Consider the following 14,716-nt stretch of genomic DNA (forward strand, 5'->3'; position numbering starts at 1 on the left):
ATTAGAGATTAGAGATTAGAGATTAGAGATTAGAGATTAGAGAAAATTAAAAAATAATGAAATATGCAAGCCCTAATCAATTCGCAGAATTGAAAAACCAAGGCGCAGAATAGATGAAGAAAAGCTCCGAGATTCAGAAGAACGGAGTTCGACGCGGAGTTTTCAAATCGGTTTCAGTTTGCAAAACTGAAAATTCCTTGGCTTGGTGTCCTTTTTTGATTCGTTTTTTGGACAAGCAAAAAATGAATAACAGAAAAACTAAATAAGATTCCTGCCTACGCAGGAAATGAATATGAAAGAGTTACTAAATAGACTAATTAACCACCAAAGCATCTCAAGTGAAGAAGCCAGAAATGTTTTGGTGAATATTTCTGAAGGTAAATACAACCAAAGTCAGATTTCATCATTCTTAACGGTTTATATGATGCGAAGTATTACTCTTGAAGAACTTCAAGGATTCCGCGATGCGCTTCTTGACCTTTGTATTGCCATAGACTTATCTGATTTCAATACAATTGATCTCTGTGGAACTGGAGGTGATGGCAAAAACACTTTTAATATATCAACATTAGCTTCATTTGTTACAGCTGGAGCTGGTGTGAAAGTAGCTAAACATGGTAATTATGGCGTTTCATCAGCATCTGGATCATCAAACGTTATGGAAGCATTAGGTGTCAAATTCACCAATAATGATAATACCTTAAAAACATGTATTGACAAGGCAGGAATATGTGTACTTCACGCACCACTATTTCATCCAGCAATGAAAAATGTTGCGCCAATTCGTAGAGAACTAGGTGTAAAAACATTCTTTAATATGTTGGGACCTATGGTAAACCCTTCATTTCCTAAAAACCAGATGGTAGGTGTTTTTAATTTAGAATTACAACGATTGTACGGTTATCTATATCAAAACACTGATAAAAACTACAGTATTGTTCATGCCTTAGATGGATATGATGAAATCTCATTAACAGGAAACACTAAAATTATTACTAACCAAAGTGAATTAATGTTTGAACCATCAGATTTACATTTAAAAACACTCAAACAATCAGAAATTTTTGGAGGTGACTCTGTAGCTCAAGCAGCGAAAATATTTAAAGGTATTATAGAAGGTAATGGTACAGAAGCACAGAATAATGTGGTTTGCGCAAATGCTGGCTTAGCCATTGCTACGGTTAATACTATTTCACATCAAGAAGGATTTGAAATGGCACTTGAGAGCTTAGCAAGTGGCAAGGCGAGATCATGTTTAAACAGATTAATAGAGCTCACAAATTAATGGATATACTAAGCAAAATAGTCATCGATAAAAAAGCTGAAGTTGCATTGAGAAAGCAACTCATACCTGTTACACAATTGGAGCAATCTGTTTTATTTAATCGAGTTGCCAATTCACTTGCAGATAAACTCCGAAAAAGTAGTTCTGGAATTATTGCTGAACACAAACGCAGATCGCCTTCAAAAGCAACTATAAATAATAATTTAAACGTTCAAGATGTTGCCAAAGGTTATGAATCTGCTGGAGTTTGTGGCATGTCTGTGCTAACAGATAGTAAATATTTTGGAGGATCATTAGATGACTTAATACTGGCAAGAGCTGCATGTGATTTACCACTTCTTAGAAAAGAATTCTTCATTGATGAATATCAGATTATTGAAGCAAAATCCTACGGAGCAGATGTCATTTTACTCATTGCCGCAATACTTTCGCGTGAAGAAATTAAACGATTTTCAGAGCTAGCAAAAAGCTTGCAGTTAGATGTTTTATTAGAAGTACACAACGAAGAAGAATTGAAGAAATCAAAAATGCCTTCAATAGACATGTTAGGAGTGAATAATAGAAATCTAAAAACCTTTGAAGTGAGTCTTGAAACTAGCAAAAGGTTGAGCAGTTTGATTCCTGATGATTTCGTGAAAGTCTCTGAAAGTGGAATCAGTTCAGTAAACGCAATAAAAACCTTGCAACCTTTTGGCTATAAAGGTTTTTTAATTGGTGAGAATTTTATGAAAACAGACAATCCTGGAGAAAGTGCAAAGGAATTTATAAATAAATTATAATATCATGTCGAGCGTAGTCGAGACATCTCATCAAAAAATTTCTCAATCGCTTTTCTCATGTTGAAATGACAAAAAAATGAAACTAAAAGTCTGCGGAATGAAACATAACATCGCTGAAGTTGCCGAACTAAAGCCAGATTATCTTGGGTTTATATTTCATGAACCATCGTCAAGACATTTTGATGAAGCTATTCCGTCCTTACCAGGAAACATTCAAAAGGTTGGTGTTTTTGTAGATGAATCAATTGAATATGTTGTTGGTCAAATTGAAAACTATAGTTTAAACGCAGTTCAATTGCATGGTCATGAAACACCAGAATATTGTCGATTAGTAAAAACCACTGGAATAACAGTCATAAAAGTTTTTTCAATTAAAAACGAGTTTGATTTTTCAATCCTAACAAATTATGAAGAAGTATGCGACTACTTCTTATTTGATACCAACGGAAAACTTCCTGGAGGAAATGGCTATACTTTTGATTGGAAAATTTTACAGAATTATCCTTCCACTAAACCATTCTTTTTAAGTGGTGGCATTGGGCTTGAAGAACTAGAACAACTTAAAAAATTTAAGGAAACTACAGCTGCAACGTATTGCTATGCTATTGATGTTAACAGTAGGTTTGAAATTGAACCTGGATTGAAAAATATTGAAGATTTAAAAAAAATTAAAACAAGTTTGTCATTCCGCACTTGATGCGGAATCCACTATGAACAGAAGAAAATAAAATGAGATCCTGAACCAAGTTCAGGATGACAAAAAAACATGAAAAAAACATACAACATTAACGAAAAAGGCTATTACGGCGAATTTGGAGGTGCGTTTATCCCAGAAATGCTGTATCCAAATGTAGAAGAGTTACGTCAAAATTATTTAAAAGTGATGTCTGAAGCATCCTTTCAGGATGAATTTAATCAGCTATTAAAAGATTATGTTGGTCGTCCTTCACCTCTATACTTTGCCAAACGTCTTTCAGAAAAATACAATACTAAGGTCTATTTAAAGCGTGAAGATCTTAATCATACAGGAGCACATAAAGTGAACAATACAATTGGCCAAATACTTATGGCGAAGCGTCTTGGTAAGACTAGAATTATTGCTGAAACTGGAGCTGGTCAACATGGTGTTGCAACTGCTACAGTATGTGCCTTAATGGGATTAGAGTGTATCGTATATATGGGAGAGATTGACATTGCAAGGCAAGCACCAAATGTTGCTCGAATGAAAATGTTGGGAGCAGAAGTTCGTCCTGCATTGTCTGGAAGTAGAACACTAAAAGATGCTACCAATGAAGCCATTCGTGACTGGATCAATAATCCTGTAAACACACACTATATTATTGGTTCTGCTATTGGTCCTCATCCTTATCCAGATATGGTGACGCGATTTCAATCAGTTATTTCAGAAGAAATTAAATGGCAATTAAAAGAAAAAGAAGGTCGAGAACATCCAGACTATGTGGTTGCATGTATAGGTGGTGGTAGTAATGCTGCAGGAACCTATTATCATTTTTTAGATAATGAAGCTGTTGGTATTATTGCTGTTGAAGCAGCTGGAAAAGGAATCAATTCAGGAGAAAGCGCAGCAACTTCAGTTCTTGGTAAAGAAGGAATTATACATGGCTGCAAAACACTTTTAATGCAAACCAGCGATGGGCAGATTACCGAACCGTATTCCATTTCTGCTGGGTTAGATTATCCAGGTGTTGGACCATTACATTCACATTTATATACATCAGGTCGTGGTGAATTCTATTCAGCTACAGATGATGAAGCTATGGTTGCAGGATTAGAGTTAACACAACTTGAAGGGATCATTCCTGCCATTGAAACGAGTCATGCTTTAGCTATTTTTGAACATAAAACCTTTAAGCCAGAAGATGTGGTTGTAATTAGTCTATCTGGTCGTGGTGATAAGGATTTAGATAATTATATTAAGTACTTTAAATTATAATGTCATTCTGAGCGAAGCGTAGGAATCTCATAAAAGAGATTGTCACGTCGTTTCACTCCTCACAATGACAACTAAGAATATGAACAGAATAAATAAAAAACTTCAAGAAAACAAAAAGCTACTGTCAATATACTTTACAGCAGGTTACCCAAACCTAAATGATACTGTTTCAATCATACAAGACCTTGAAAAAAGTGGTGTAGACATGATTGAAATAGGCTTACCCTTTAGTGATCCTTTAGCAGATGGGCCAACCATACAAGCAAGTTCTACTAAAGCACTAAAAAATGGCATGACTACTGAAGTTCTTTTTGACCAAATCAAGGATATCAGAAAAACAGTTTCTATTCCATTAATCATAATGGGTTATTTTAATCCAGTGTTACAATATGGTGTTGAAGCTTTTTGCAAAAAGTGCCAAGACATTGGTATTGATGGCTTAATATTACCTGACTTACCAGTCGATGTATATGCAGAAGAATACAAGGCAACTTTTGAGAAGTATAGTCTAATAAATGTGTTTTTAATAACACCTCAAACAAGCTATGAGCGAATTCACTATATAGACTCCGTCTCAAACGGCTTTATCTATATGGTAAGCTCAGCAAGTACCACAGGAGGACAAGCTGGTTTTGGCGATGCCCAAACAAGCTATTTTAAACGTATAGCTGAAATGAACCTTAACAACCCTCAAATTGTTGGTTTTGGCATTAGCAACAATGAGACTTTTAAACAGGCTACGACTCACGCTAAAGGCGCCATTATTGGTAGTGCATTTATTAAGCATTTAACCCATAATAATTTTGGCACTATTTCAGATTTCACAAGAATGATTCTTAACAATGAATAACAGAAACATCCATGCAGATTTTTTAAATGTCCTTAAATACAAGGATCAAGAATTGATTGATCTCTATATTGGTTTAAGAGACTATATTTTGTCGCTTTATCCTGAAAGTATTGAGCTTTTATATCACACACATGCTTTAACGTCAGTATATTCAACCTCAGAAAAATTAGGTGATGCGTTTTGTATGATTCCAATTTACACCAATCATCTAAATCTTGGTTTTAATAAAGGAACGCTACTTAACGATGAGACAAAACTACTTCAAGGAACTGGTAAACTAATTCGGCATATTCCTATTCTGAAACCTGAAGATTATCGAAATAGTAATGTGCAGCAACTAATAACTTCTGCAATTGAATTATCACTTACTGATAGAAATCATGCACCAAAGAATACAGGAATCACAATTTCTAAAATTAAAACATAAGAATGCCATATCAAATTTACGTTGTAGAACTTTCAAAACGTGTCTTTACTGAAAACAGAAAATTTCGTGAAGCAAATCTACAATTTAATGGTGTATTAGAGTGCTTATATGTTGGTATGACGAGTAAAACGCCAAAGGAAAGATTTCTTCAACATAAAACCGCATATAGAAATAAAAAAGGGCATAAACTCTCCTCTAACATTGTAGAAAAATATGGCTCTTACTTACGACCAAGTCTCTATAATCATATTGGACCAATTAGAACTAGAGAAGAGGCTTTAAAAAAGGAAAAAGCTTTAGCTTTAGAATTACGACGACAACGTTATGCAGTTTGGTTTAATTAATGTTTCTGCTTCTTACTGAGCATATCTAAATACATCGCTTCAACTTTTGATCTTGCCCAAGGCGTACGTCTTAAAAATTTTAAACTCGACTTTACGGAAGGATCATTAGTAAAGCAACGAATAGAAATTTGATAACCCATATATTCCCAACCATAATGAGCCACAAGCACATTAATAATTTGCTCTAATTTTACACCATGTAAAGGATTGTTGATCTGAGACATCTAATTAGATCTGCGAGAATTAGTATTTCGCCTGCGATTTCTATTTCGGTTAGAATTTTTGTTCCCTCCAGAAGAACTTCTAGAAGCAGAATTTCTATTACGATTTTGATTTCGCTGTCTACCTTGACCTTGCTTAATAGGTTCTGTTGAGGCATTAGGATCTGGTTCAAAGCCCTCAATAATCTCTACCTCAATCTTTTGATCAATCAATTTTTCAATCCCTTTTAAATAAGACGTTTCATCTGCACTTACTAAAGACAAAGCTTGTCCATTAGCTCCTGCTCTACCAGTTCGCCCTATTCTGTGTACATAATCTTCAGAAATATTAGGCAATTCAAAATTAACAACGTGAGGCAGTAAAGGAATATCGAGTCCTCGAGCAGCAATATCAGTTGCTACCAACACTCTAACTTTACCAGTTTTAAATCCTGCTAATGCCTTGGTTCTTGCACCTTGACTTTTATTACCATGAATTGCTGCAGCACTTATACCTGAAGCCACCATTTTCTTGGTGAGTCGGTTTGCACCATGTTTCGTTCTGGTAAACACCAACACTTGTTGCCATTGACCTTCGGAAATAAGTTTTATTATTAATCCTGTTTTCTTGCCCTTAGCAACACGATACACTTTTTGTGAAATAGCATCAACAGTAGAGTTTTCAGGAGTTGCTTCAACTTGTACTGGATTATTTAAAATACTATTAGCTAGCTTCCTTATATCTTTAGAAAACGTGGCTGAAAACATGAGGTTTTGACGCTTGCTAGGCATCAATTTCATCACACGTTCTATATCTCTAAGAAAACCCATATCGAGCATTCTATCGGCTTCATCTAGTATAAAAACCTCAACACGTTTTATAGACAATAAGTTCTGATTTTGAAGGTCTAACAAACGACCAGGAGTTGCTACTAAAATGTCTATACCTTGACGAATTTTCGCCACTTGCGGTTTTTGATTGACACCTCCAAAAATCACAGCGCTACGTATATTTAAAAATTCGCTATAATCCTTAACGCTCTCATGGACTTGTGCAGCTAACTCTCGTGTTGGCGTTAAAATCAAAGCTCGTATTGGTCTAAATTTTGTCTTAGGATTCTCGGATAAATAATGTAATAAAGGCAAGGTAAAACCTGCAGTTTTACCTGTTCCTGTTTGAGCTGAAGCCAAAACATCTCTACCTTCTAAAACTGGCGGAATGGCTTTTTCTTGTATTGGACTCGGCGTTGTATATCCCTTTTTGCTAATTGCTTTAAGCAAAGCTGTAGATAAGCCTAGGTTTTGAAATGACATATAAATTGGTTGTAAATGACAATCTATACGTTTAGCGTCATTCTTTTATTAATGGCCTAAGGTACTCTAATTTTCATGACTTAGGTAAAATGAATCCTTAATAGAAGTATTTATAAAAACTCACGATACTGTATAACTCTAAAATCAAAGGTATTAAAGTCAGGGTTTTTAGACTTTAGTTGTTTGTACAAAGGCATTCTACTTATAGAAATGTTAGCTGCTCCTGAGCCTGACGTTAATGAAACTGTTTTGATTGTTCTCATATAGGTCTCGACTTCGCTCGACCTGACAGGAATTGTGAATTTATGAATCCTTGGCACATCATTATTGACGAGTTCTAATTTTAATCCGTATGTTTTTAGATGTTTTCTAAAAAAGAATTCTGGTCCGTTTTTACTATTACCTCCTGTAAATAATATCGTGTCAATATTAGGAAACTGTTTTATATAACCTATAACATCTCGCAGCACAATATTTTTCATACCTAAATCTGACGCATCAATTTTATGACGTTCTGCACTTTCAACAATATCACAAACACCTATTTTGTGCCGAACAAGAAATTGCTTGCGTTGTTCAACGGCCTCTTCAGAATTATCATACCTTAAATTTAGGTTATGGATTACCTCTATTTTTTTCCATAGAGAATTGTAATAACTCCCATAACAAAAGTCAACATCCTGTTCTAACAAATTCCCTTTAGAGAATCGTGGTGGTGGTAAGGTACCAACAATGATTTTGGTAGTATCGTTTTTTAAAAATGGTGGATATGGATGCTTATGTAAAAACAATAAATCAGTATTTATATTTATCTTTAAACGAAACTGTAAATTTACCAAAATTACGTTTGTAATAAATCAACACCTAGATGAAGCCAATTTTAAAATTAACTAATGAATATGTTCAAATTCTTTTTGGTGTTATTTTGGCAAGTATTGGTTTAAAAGCCTTTTTATTACCCAACGGCTTCTTAGATGGTGGTGTTACAGGAATTGCCATTCTTCTGAACACTCAATTTGATATTAATATTTCGTATTTATTAATCGGACTGAGCATTCCGTTTTTAATCATGGCCTATTTTACTGTATCTAAGCGTATTGTAGTAAAGTCGATTATTAGTATTGTTACATTAGCCTTATTTATTCATTTTGAAAATTTTCAAACCATAACAGACGATAAACTTTTAATTGCCATTTTTGGTGGTTTATTTTTAGGTGCAGGAATTGGCATTGCTATTAGAAATGGATCTGTGTTAGACGGTTCAGAAATTTTAGGTGTGTTTGTCAATGACCGATTTGGGATAAGTATTGGTAAAATTATTCTATTATTTAATATCATTCTCTTTAGCATTACTGCATTTGTATTGTCTAAAGAGGTCGCCTTATATTCTATCTTAACCTATATTGTTACCGCAAAAGTTACCGACTTAACTATAGAAGGTTTCGAGGACTTTATTGGAATTACTATTGTATCCAGTAAAAATGATGAAATCAAAAAATTAATTATGAAAGAACTTGGAGCTGGAATGACCATTTACAAAGGAAAAAAAGGATTTGGTAGTCAAGGTCAAACACAGGATTTTGATATTATTCATACCGTAATTAATAGAATTGATTTACGGAAAATAAATAGACTGATTGATCGCACAGATTCTAATGCGTTTATAATAGAGTTCGATGTTAACAACGTTAAAGGCGGTGTATTACGACGCTATTTATCTAGAAATAAAGGCAAACGTTTAGCCGCAAGTTTATCTGACAATAACTAATTATTTACTAAATAAAATGATGCTTAGATTATTAATACTATTGAGCTTTACTCTTGTTCTAAATTGCAAAAATGAACCTCAAATAAAAACTAATGCTGAGTTTACTAAACCTATGCCAAAGTTAGAAGAAGGCAGATACAATGTAGCCTTTTTAATCATGGATGGTGTTTATAACACCGAACTAACTGCACCTTTCGATATTTTTCAGCATACTATTTTTAGAGATAGTATAAAAGCTATGAATACCTTTACAGTCGCTAATACTTTAAATCCTATTAGAACTTTTGAAGGGATGTACTTGCTTCCAGATTTTGATTACACCTCAGAAAACTTACCTAAAATAGATATTCTTGTAATTCCGAGCGCAGAACATCATTTAGATACTGATTTAGAAGATGAGGTGATGCTAAGTTTTGTAAGACAAGTTGATAAAGACGCACAGTTTATGACCTCACATTGCGATGGTGCATTTGTGTTAGCCAAAGCAGGATTATTAGACGATGTGGTATCTACAACGTTTCCTTCAGATATAGATACTATGCGAGCTATGTTTCCTAAATTGAACATTAGAAAGGATATTCTCTTTGTGCATGATGGAAAGTATATTACCTCAGCAGGTGGTGCAAAATCATTTGAGGCTGCCTTATATTTAAGCGAATATCTTTATGGTAAAGACATTGCTCAAAGTCTTGCTGGAGGATTAGTCATTGACTGGAATCTAGACGATGTTCCTCATTTAGTCATTGATTAAGCTGGCTTTATAGCATTTTGCTTAACTACTTGCGATAAAACAATCTGTGTTTTGGTTTCGCCATATACAATGAGGTTGTCTATAAATCCTTCTAAATGTTTTTGATTTCTCAATACAACTTCCATAACTATGTTTTCGTTACCTGTAATTCTGTAGCAATTAACAACCTCATCATAGGTTTGTATTTTCTCTAAAAAGGGTTTTAATTTTCCCATAAAAGCTCTAAGCGTAATTATCGCTTTGAACTGATACCCTAAATCTAAAGATGAAATCTGAGCAATATAGCCTTCCAATATTCCGGAGTCTTCCATTTTCTTAATTCGCTCAGAAACTGCAGGAGAGCTTATTCCTACTTGCTTGCCAATAGCTACATTAGATTGACGTGCATTCTCTTGCAAGCATTTTAAGATCTTATTATTAATTAAATCCATATTTTTTAAAGTAAATATATTAAAATTTAATAATTATTAAAGTAATTAGTTTAAATAGATTTAAATATTAATTTAAAGTAACCCATTTTGCTCGTAACTTTGTGAAAATTGCTATAAATAATGTCGCCGAATCTCCCAAATTATTTGTCCGAACTCCCTATCTATCAGAAGGCTATGGATATCTGGACACTGTCCAGAAATATTTCTACATATCTTAATTATGATTTATGCACTCTGGATGAGTATGGTAATGAAGATCCTAATATTTACTTTTCAGGTGACATTGTTCAGCAAAGTTCTTCCTTAAGTTCAGAAGTTATTAATACTGCATTAGAGAATACTCGAGATGAGAAATACAAACGAATGTTATCTTTAAAACGTTTAACTCGACATCTGTATAATAACTGTACACGTTTAGAAAATGCAAACAGCAATGGTAAAGAATATTTACCGCTTCTTAAAGTTGAACTTAAAAGATTTAACAGACTGCATCGCTCTTGGATGCTCACACTTTAATTCTCAGCGCTCGACATTTAGGGATTTTAATTTTGTAACTTTGCAGGCAAAATTAAACATCTAATAGCATGTCTATAGAAAAGCTTCCAAAAATAAAACATACATCATCTAACAACTTTTTTTTATTAGCAGGTCCTTGTGCTATTGAGGGAGAAGATATGGCAATGCGTATTGCTGAACGTGTTGTAAGAATAACTGAGGATTTAAAAATACCTTATGTATTTAAAGGCAGTTTTAAAAAGGCTAATCGAAGTCGTATAGATAGTTTTACTGGTATTGGCGATGAGAAAGCACTTAAGATTCTAAAAAAAGTTTCTGACACCTTTAATGTACCAACGATTACAGATATTCATGAAGTTTCTGATGCTGCTAAAGCTGCTGAATATGCAGACGTTCTTCAAATTCCTGCTTTTCTAGTAAGGCAGACTGACCTTGTTGTTGCAGCAGCTGAAACAGGGAAATTTGTAAACCTAAAAAAAGGACAATTTATGAGTCCTGAAGCTATGAAACATGCCGTAAAAAAAGTACAAGATTCTGGAAACAGTAATGCCTGGATAACAGATCGTGGTACTATGTTTGGCTACCAAGATATGATTGTAGATTTTAGAGGCATACCAACAATGCGCACTTACGCGCCAACCGTTTTAGATGTGACACATTCACTACAACAACCTAACCAATCTTCTGGTGTTACAGGAGGTCGACCAGATATGATTGAAACGATTGCAAGGGCTGGTGTTGTAAATAATATTGATGGTCTATTTATGGAAACTCATTTCGATCCTGCAAATGCTAAAAGCGATGGCGCCAATATGCTACACTTAGATCACTTGGAAGGTTTACTTAAAAACTTAGTGGCGATAAAGAAAACTGTAAATTCACTCTAAGAACGCGGTTTAGGTAATTGCCTATCATACATTACAATACTTCCTGCAACAGATACGTTAAGACTTAATTCGCTATTAAACTTCACTAAAAAGTGACTTTTCTCTATGGCTTGTTTGGATAATCCATGATCTTCGGCACCTAATAAATAGACACAACGTCTTGGGTGATGGAATGTTTCTAAATCTTGTGCTTCTTCAGTCAATTCAACACCAACAATACGAGCGCCTTTGGGTAAATTATTATAGAATTCATTAAACGTATCGTAATGAAAATAAGGCATAGATTTTACTGCGTTATGTGTATCGCTAGCTTGTTTTGCGTAACGGTTACCAATAGTAAAAATAAAACTTGCACCTAAGTTTTGAGCAGAGCGCCAAAGTACACCTAAATTTTCTGGTGTTTTACCATTTTGGATGCCTATGCCAAAGAATTCGTTAATAAGGTTATCATTCATAGTATAAAACTAAAAAAGTCTTTCATTAAATGAAAGACTTTTCTTTGTAGCGGGAACTGGACTCGAACCAGTGACCTTCGGGTTATGAGCCCGACGAGCTACCTACTGCTCTATCCCGCGATTTAATTTCAAAATAACTGTCTTAGCTATTAACTTTCGGTTCATAATGCCGACCCAGTCATTTTGGATTGCAAATATACGATGCTTTTTGATTTTAACAAGTATAATAACGAAAAAACTCCTGCAGATTAACAGGAGTTTTAATTAAAACCAAAAGACTGTTATGTTTAGTTATCGTCTTCTTCTGTATCTAAAGTTGCTATACTTCCTTTACTATTTGTAGCTTCGTAATCAAAAGCAATACCTTCTGGTAATTGCTCACCTAAAGCTGCAAAATCTCCTTTAAAATCATTATTACCTATCATTAAGGTTTTTAAGTTACTTAAACTAGCAATACCTGATGGTAAATCGCCATAAAAAGCGTTATTGGAAAGTATTAAATCTTCTAAATTGGTTAATTTATCCATTGAGGTTGGCAATGTTCCAAATAAGCTATTATCAAATAAACTTAGGGTTACTAATGATTCTAAATTAGAAATACTAGATGGTAATTTACCACTCAAATTATTACTGCTAACCAATAATTGTTTCAAGTTTTTTAATTCTCCTATTGAACTAGGTATTGATCCTGAAAGTTCATTGCTGTATAATTCTAAAACTTTTAAATTCTTAAGATTACCAATCTGAGCTGGGATTTTTCCTTTGAGAGTGTTCATAAATAATTGTATTGACTCTAACTCTGCAAGTGTAGTAATCTCATTTGGTATTTCACCTTCTAAACTATTAAATGCAATATTAATTTCTTGTAAAGACTTAAGGTTGCCAATAGTATTTGGGATTGATCCTTTTATTTGATTTCTGAACAAACATAATTTTTCTAAGTGAACTAAATCGCCAATCTCTGCTGGTAACTCACCTTGTAAATTATTGAGCATTAAATTTATCTCAACGACTTTTCCGTCAGAAACTACAACACCATACCAATCGGTAACTGGTTGAGTCATGTCCCAAGAGGTGCTCCATTCTGATCCATTTGTTGAATTGTACAAGGCTTTTAAGGCCTCTTTTTCCTGAGGAGATATGTTGGCAAATGCAAAAACAGATACCAAACATAATACTAGTGATAGCTTCAAAGTTTTCATAATAGTAGATTTGAGGAGGGACTCTTTACTGATACGAAACTATAAGATTATCGTTTAAAATACAACTTTTTTCGACGAAATGCACTTTTGTATGTATAATTAACTGAATATCAATTAATTAAAAAATAACTTATTGTGCTTCTGAAGCTGTAAAACTTACTATATTTTCGGCTTCAATTGTAAAATCTACAAGTAAAGGATTACAGCATACTTCACAATCTTCAATATAACTTTGAGGCCCTGACGATTGTTCTAAAAGTATAGAAATCTGTTCCCAACAATGAGGACATTGAAAAAAATACTCTAGCTGTTGCATAATTTAATCAAAACGTATCGCTTTTACAGGTGTAATTTTAGAGATTATTACTGATGGTATAACGAGTAATAACATACAGGCTATGAAAGTTCCTATATTTAATAGTAATATATAGTCAAAGGATAAATACACTGGTGCTTCATTAACATAATATGTATCTGGATTTAGCGGAATTATTTTAAAATATTTTTGAATTAACAATAATCCAATGCCTATAATATTTCCCCAAAGCAAACCTAAACCAACTAAATAGGAAGCATTAGTTAAAAATATTTTTCTAATACTAAAGTTAGAACTTCCAAGTGCTTTAAGAATTCCTATCATTTGTGTACGCTCTAGAATTAAAACCAATAACGCTGTGATCATATTAATACCTGCAACTAGTATCATAATACCTATAATGCCATAAACATTATTATCAAATATTTTAATCCATTCAAAAACAGAGTAATATTTATCAGAGACTTTTCTTGCATTTAATAATGATGGAATACTTTCATAGATCTCAGTCGTCTTTTCATCTAATTTAGAATAGTCATCGATAAAAATTTCGAAGCTTCCTACATCCTCTTTTTCCCAACGATTAAGACGTTGTATATGCCTTATATCTCCTAGTATAAACGTTTTATCTAATTCTTCAAATCCTGAGCTAAAAACACCTGAAATTGTAAATGATCTAATTCTTGGTACTTTTTGCAAGTCTTCTCCAAAAACCATTTGAAATTTATCACCAGATTTTAAATTTAATCGGTTGGCGACGATACTTGAAATCAATACTGAGTTACTCATAGTGTCATTAAAATTTGGTAATGAACCTTCTACAAGAAATGTTTCAAAATAAGACCAATTATAATCTGAAGCAACACCCTTAAGTACAACACCTTCAACATTCGTTTCAGTTCTAATTAATCCGAATTTGGCAGCTACAGGTTGTATATATTTTACACCTTCAACAGTTTTAAATTCTGGATAAAAATCTTGGTTTATAGAGATAGGAACAATAGACTCGTTAGACGCATTATTATCATAATTAGACACCACAATATGGCCATTAAAAGCTACGACTTTATCTCGTATTTTCTGTTGCAGACCTAAGCCAGTGGCAATAGCAACCAACATCACAACCATACCAATAGTAATAGCAGTAATTCCAATTTTTATTATTGGTGCTGATACACTACTTTTATACGACTTACTACCAATGATGCGTTTAGCTATAAAGAGTTCGAAATTCAAA

19 protein-coding genes and 1 tRNA gene are annotated in these 14,716 nt (G+C 33.6%); 11 read left to right on the top strand and 9 right to left on the bottom strand.

Annotated elements, in window-relative coordinates; translation table 11 throughout:
• Positions 1 to 292: 292 nt before the first annotated feature.
• The 7 genes from trpD to RM697_RS06395 all read left to right on the top strand — a co-directional run bounded on the left by trpD (position 293) and on the right by RM697_RS06395 (position 5,639).
• Positions 293 to 1,285 carry an anthranilate phosphoribosyltransferase gene (trpD, locus tag RM697_RS06365; RefSeq protein ID WP_311427035.1) on the top strand — a complete coding sequence of 331 codons (993 nt, stop codon included), beginning with the start codon at positions 293 to 295 and terminating at the stop codon, positions 1,283 to 1,285.
• The gene (trpC, locus tag RM697_RS06370; protein WP_311427036.1) at positions 1,285 to 2,064 is read left to right on the top strand and encodes an indole-3-glycerol phosphate synthase TrpC; all 780 of its coding nucleotides are present in this window, start codon (positions 1,285 to 1,287) and stop codon (positions 2,062 to 2,064) included. Before trpD ends, trpC begins: the two co-directional genes overlap by 1 nt.
• 97 nt (positions 2,065 to 2,161) lie before the next feature.
• Complete coding sequence (locus RM697_RS06375) at positions 2,162 to 2,761, top strand: phosphoribosylanthranilate isomerase (protein WP_489753211.1); 600 nt, start codon at positions 2,162 to 2,164, stop codon at positions 2,759 to 2,761.
• A 69-nt stretch (positions 2,762 to 2,830) separates the two neighbouring features.
• Positions 2,831 to 4,018 (top strand): tryptophan synthase subunit beta, encoded by a 1,188-nt coding sequence (gene trpB, locus RM697_RS06380; protein ID WP_311427038.1) that lies wholly within the window; start codon positions 2,831 to 2,833, stop codon positions 4,016 to 4,018.
• 79 nt (positions 4,019 to 4,097) lie between these two features.
• Positions 4,098 to 4,868: a tryptophan synthase subunit alpha gene (gene trpA / locus RM697_RS06385; RefSeq protein WP_311427039.1), complete on the top strand. Its 771-nt coding sequence runs from the start codon at positions 4,098 to 4,100 to the stop codon at positions 4,866 to 4,868.
• Complete coding sequence (locus RM697_RS06390) at positions 4,861 to 5,295, top strand: DUF1801 domain-containing protein (RefSeq protein WP_311427040.1); 435 nt, start codon at positions 4,861 to 4,863, stop codon at positions 5,293 to 5,295. The genes trpA and RM697_RS06390 overlap by 8 nt, the downstream gene beginning before the upstream one ends.
• A 2-nt stretch (positions 5,296 to 5,297) precedes the next feature.
• Complete coding sequence (locus RM697_RS06395) at positions 5,298 to 5,639, top strand: ribose-5-phosphate isomerase (RefSeq protein WP_311427041.1); 342 nt, start codon at positions 5,298 to 5,300, stop codon at positions 5,637 to 5,639.
• Here RM697_RS06395 and RM697_RS06400 read toward each other — a convergent pair.
• The 3 genes from RM697_RS06400 to RM697_RS06410 form a co-directional block, all read right to left on the bottom strand.
• A complete protein-coding gene (locus tag RM697_RS06400; RefSeq protein ID WP_311427042.1) occupies positions 5,636 to 5,863 on the bottom strand; it encodes a VF530 family protein in 228 nt (75 codons plus the stop codon). The two genes, RM697_RS06395 and RM697_RS06400, sit on opposite strands and share 4 nt — an antisense overlap.
• Positions 5,864 to 7,153, bottom strand: coding sequence for a DEAD/DEAH box helicase (locus tag RM697_RS06405; protein ID WP_311427043.1), 1,290 nt, complete (start codon positions 7,151 to 7,153; stop codon positions 5,864 to 5,866).
• A 110-nt stretch (positions 7,154 to 7,263) separates the two neighbouring features.
• Positions 7,264 to 7,944 carry a uracil-DNA glycosylase family protein gene (locus RM697_RS06410; protein ID WP_311427044.1) on the bottom strand — a complete coding sequence of 227 codons (681 nt, stop codon included), beginning with the start codon at positions 7,942 to 7,944 and terminating at the stop codon, positions 7,264 to 7,266.
• Positions 7,945 to 8,021: 77 nt separating this feature from the next.
• Between RM697_RS06410 and RM697_RS06415 the strand changes: the two genes are divergently transcribed.
• Together RM697_RS06415 and RM697_RS06420 are read left to right on the top strand one after the other, a co-directional pair.
• Positions 8,022 to 8,921 carry a YitT family protein gene (locus RM697_RS06415; protein ID WP_311427045.1) on the top strand — a complete coding sequence of 300 codons (900 nt, stop codon included), beginning with the start codon at positions 8,022 to 8,024 and terminating at the stop codon, positions 8,919 to 8,921.
• A 19-nt stretch (positions 8,922 to 8,940) separates the two neighbouring features.
• Positions 8,941 to 9,672, top strand: coding sequence for a DJ-1/PfpI family protein (locus RM697_RS06420; protein ID WP_311427390.1), 732 nt, complete (start codon positions 8,941 to 8,943; stop codon positions 9,670 to 9,672).
• On the opposite strand, the gene RM697_RS06425 is transcribed toward RM697_RS06420, so the two are convergent.
• The gene (locus RM697_RS06425; protein WP_311427046.1) at positions 9,669 to 10,103 is read right to left on the bottom strand and encodes an Lrp/AsnC family transcriptional regulator; all 435 of its coding nucleotides are present in this window, start codon (positions 10,101 to 10,103) and stop codon (positions 9,669 to 9,671) included. The genes RM697_RS06420 and RM697_RS06425 overlap by 4 nt on opposite strands.
• A 120-nt stretch (positions 10,104 to 10,223) precedes the next feature.
• On the opposite strand from RM697_RS06425, the gene RM697_RS06430 reads away from it, so the two are divergent.
• Positions 10,224 to 10,619 carry a hypothetical protein gene (locus tag RM697_RS06430; protein ID WP_311427047.1) on the top strand — a complete coding sequence of 132 codons (396 nt, stop codon included), beginning with the start codon at positions 10,224 to 10,226 and terminating at the stop codon, positions 10,617 to 10,619.
• Between the two features lie 68 nt (positions 10,620 to 10,687).
• A complete protein-coding gene (kdsA, locus tag RM697_RS06435) occupies positions 10,688 to 11,506 on the top strand; it encodes a 3-deoxy-8-phosphooctulonate synthase (RefSeq protein WP_311427048.1) in 819 nt (272 codons plus the stop codon).
• On the opposite strand, the gene RM697_RS06440 is transcribed toward kdsA, so the two are convergent.
• The 5 genes from RM697_RS06440 to RM697_RS06460 all read right to left on the bottom strand — a co-directional run bounded on the left by RM697_RS06440 (position 11,503) and on the right by RM697_RS06460 (position 14,715).
• Positions 11,503 to 11,961, bottom strand: a complete 459-nt coding sequence (locus RM697_RS06440; protein ID WP_311427049.1) for an RNA methyltransferase — start codon at positions 11,959 to 11,961, stop codon at positions 11,503 to 11,505. The two genes, kdsA and RM697_RS06440, sit on opposite strands and share 4 nt — an antisense overlap.
• Positions 11,962 to 12,008: 47 nt before the next feature.
• Positions 12,009 to 12,081: transfer RNA gene (locus tag RM697_RS06445), tRNA-Met, on the bottom strand.
• A 167-nt stretch (positions 12,082 to 12,248) separates the two neighbouring features.
• Positions 12,249 to 13,163: a leucine-rich repeat domain-containing protein gene (locus RM697_RS06450; RefSeq protein ID WP_311427050.1), complete on the bottom strand. Its 915-nt coding sequence runs from the start codon at positions 13,161 to 13,163 to the stop codon at positions 12,249 to 12,251.
• Positions 13,164 to 13,293: 130 nt separating this feature from the next.
• Entirely contained in the window at positions 13,294 to 13,479 is a 186-nt protein-coding gene (locus RM697_RS06455; RefSeq protein ID WP_311427051.1) for a CPXCG motif-containing cysteine-rich protein, read from the bottom strand.
• Between the two features lie 3 nt (positions 13,480 to 13,482).
• On the bottom strand, positions 13,483 to 14,715 hold the full coding sequence (locus tag RM697_RS06460) for an ABC transporter permease (protein WP_311427052.1): 1,233 nt from the start codon (positions 14,713 to 14,715) through the stop codon (positions 13,483 to 13,485).
• Position 14,716: the final 1 nt, after the last annotated feature.

The sequence above is a fragment of the Microcosmobacter mediterraneus genome, from assembly GCF_031846265.1.
Lineage (GTDB): Bacteria > Bacteroidota > Bacteroidia > Flavobacteriales > Flavobacteriaceae > Microcosmobacter > Microcosmobacter mediterraneus.

Coding starts and splice junctions, on each gene's coding strand:
- kdsA (WP_311427048.1), top strand. CDS start 10,688: ATGTCTATAGAAAAGCTTCCAAAAATAAAACATACATCATCTAACAAC.
- RM697_RS06405 (WP_311427043.1), bottom strand. CDS start 7,153: ATGTCATTTCAAAACCTAGGCTTATCTACAGCTTTGCTTAAAGCAATT.
- RM697_RS06450 (WP_311427050.1), bottom strand. CDS start 13,163: ATGAAAACTTTGAAGCTATCACTAGTATTATGTTTGGTATCTGTTTTT.
- trpD (WP_311427035.1), top strand. CDS start 293: ATGAAAGAGTTACTAAATAGACTAATTAACCACCAAAGCATCTCAAGT.
- RM697_RS06455 (WP_311427051.1), bottom strand. CDS start 13,479: ATGCAACAGCTAGAGTATTTTTTTCAATGTCCTCATTGTTGGGAACAG.
- RM697_RS06415 (WP_311427045.1), top strand. CDS start 8,022: ATGAAGCCAATTTTAAAATTAACTAATGAATATGTTCAAATTCTTTTT.
- RM697_RS06420 (WP_311427390.1), top strand. CDS start 8,941: ATGCTTAGATTATTAATACTATTGAGCTTTACTCTTGTTCTAAATTGC.
- RM697_RS06440 (WP_311427049.1), bottom strand. CDS start 11,961: ATGAATGATAACCTTATTAACGAATTCTTTGGCATAGGCATCCAAAAT.
- trpB (WP_311427038.1), top strand. CDS start 2,831: ATGAAAAAAACATACAACATTAACGAAAAAGGCTATTACGGCGAATTT.
- RM697_RS06375 (WP_489753211.1), top strand. CDS start 2,162: ATGAAACATAACATCGCTGAAGTTGCCGAACTAAAGCCAGATTATCTT.
- RM697_RS06390 (WP_311427040.1), top strand. CDS start 4,861: ATGAATAACAGAAACATCCATGCAGATTTTTTAAATGTCCTTAAATAC.
- RM697_RS06430 (WP_311427047.1), top strand. CDS start 10,224: ATGTCGCCGAATCTCCCAAATTATTTGTCCGAACTCCCTATCTATCAG.
- trpA (WP_311427039.1), top strand. CDS start 4,098: ATGAACAGAATAAATAAAAAACTTCAAGAAAACAAAAAGCTACTGTCA.
- RM697_RS06400 (WP_311427042.1), bottom strand. CDS start 5,863: ATGTCTCAGATCAACAATCCTTTACATGGTGTAAAATTAGAGCAAATT.
- RM697_RS06395 (WP_311427041.1), top strand. CDS start 5,298: ATGCCATATCAAATTTACGTTGTAGAACTTTCAAAACGTGTCTTTACT.
- RM697_RS06425 (WP_311427046.1), bottom strand. CDS start 10,103: ATGGATTTAATTAATAATAAGATCTTAAAATGCTTGCAAGAGAATGCA.
- trpC (WP_311427036.1), top strand. CDS start 1,285: ATGGATATACTAAGCAAAATAGTCATCGATAAAAAAGCTGAAGTTGCA.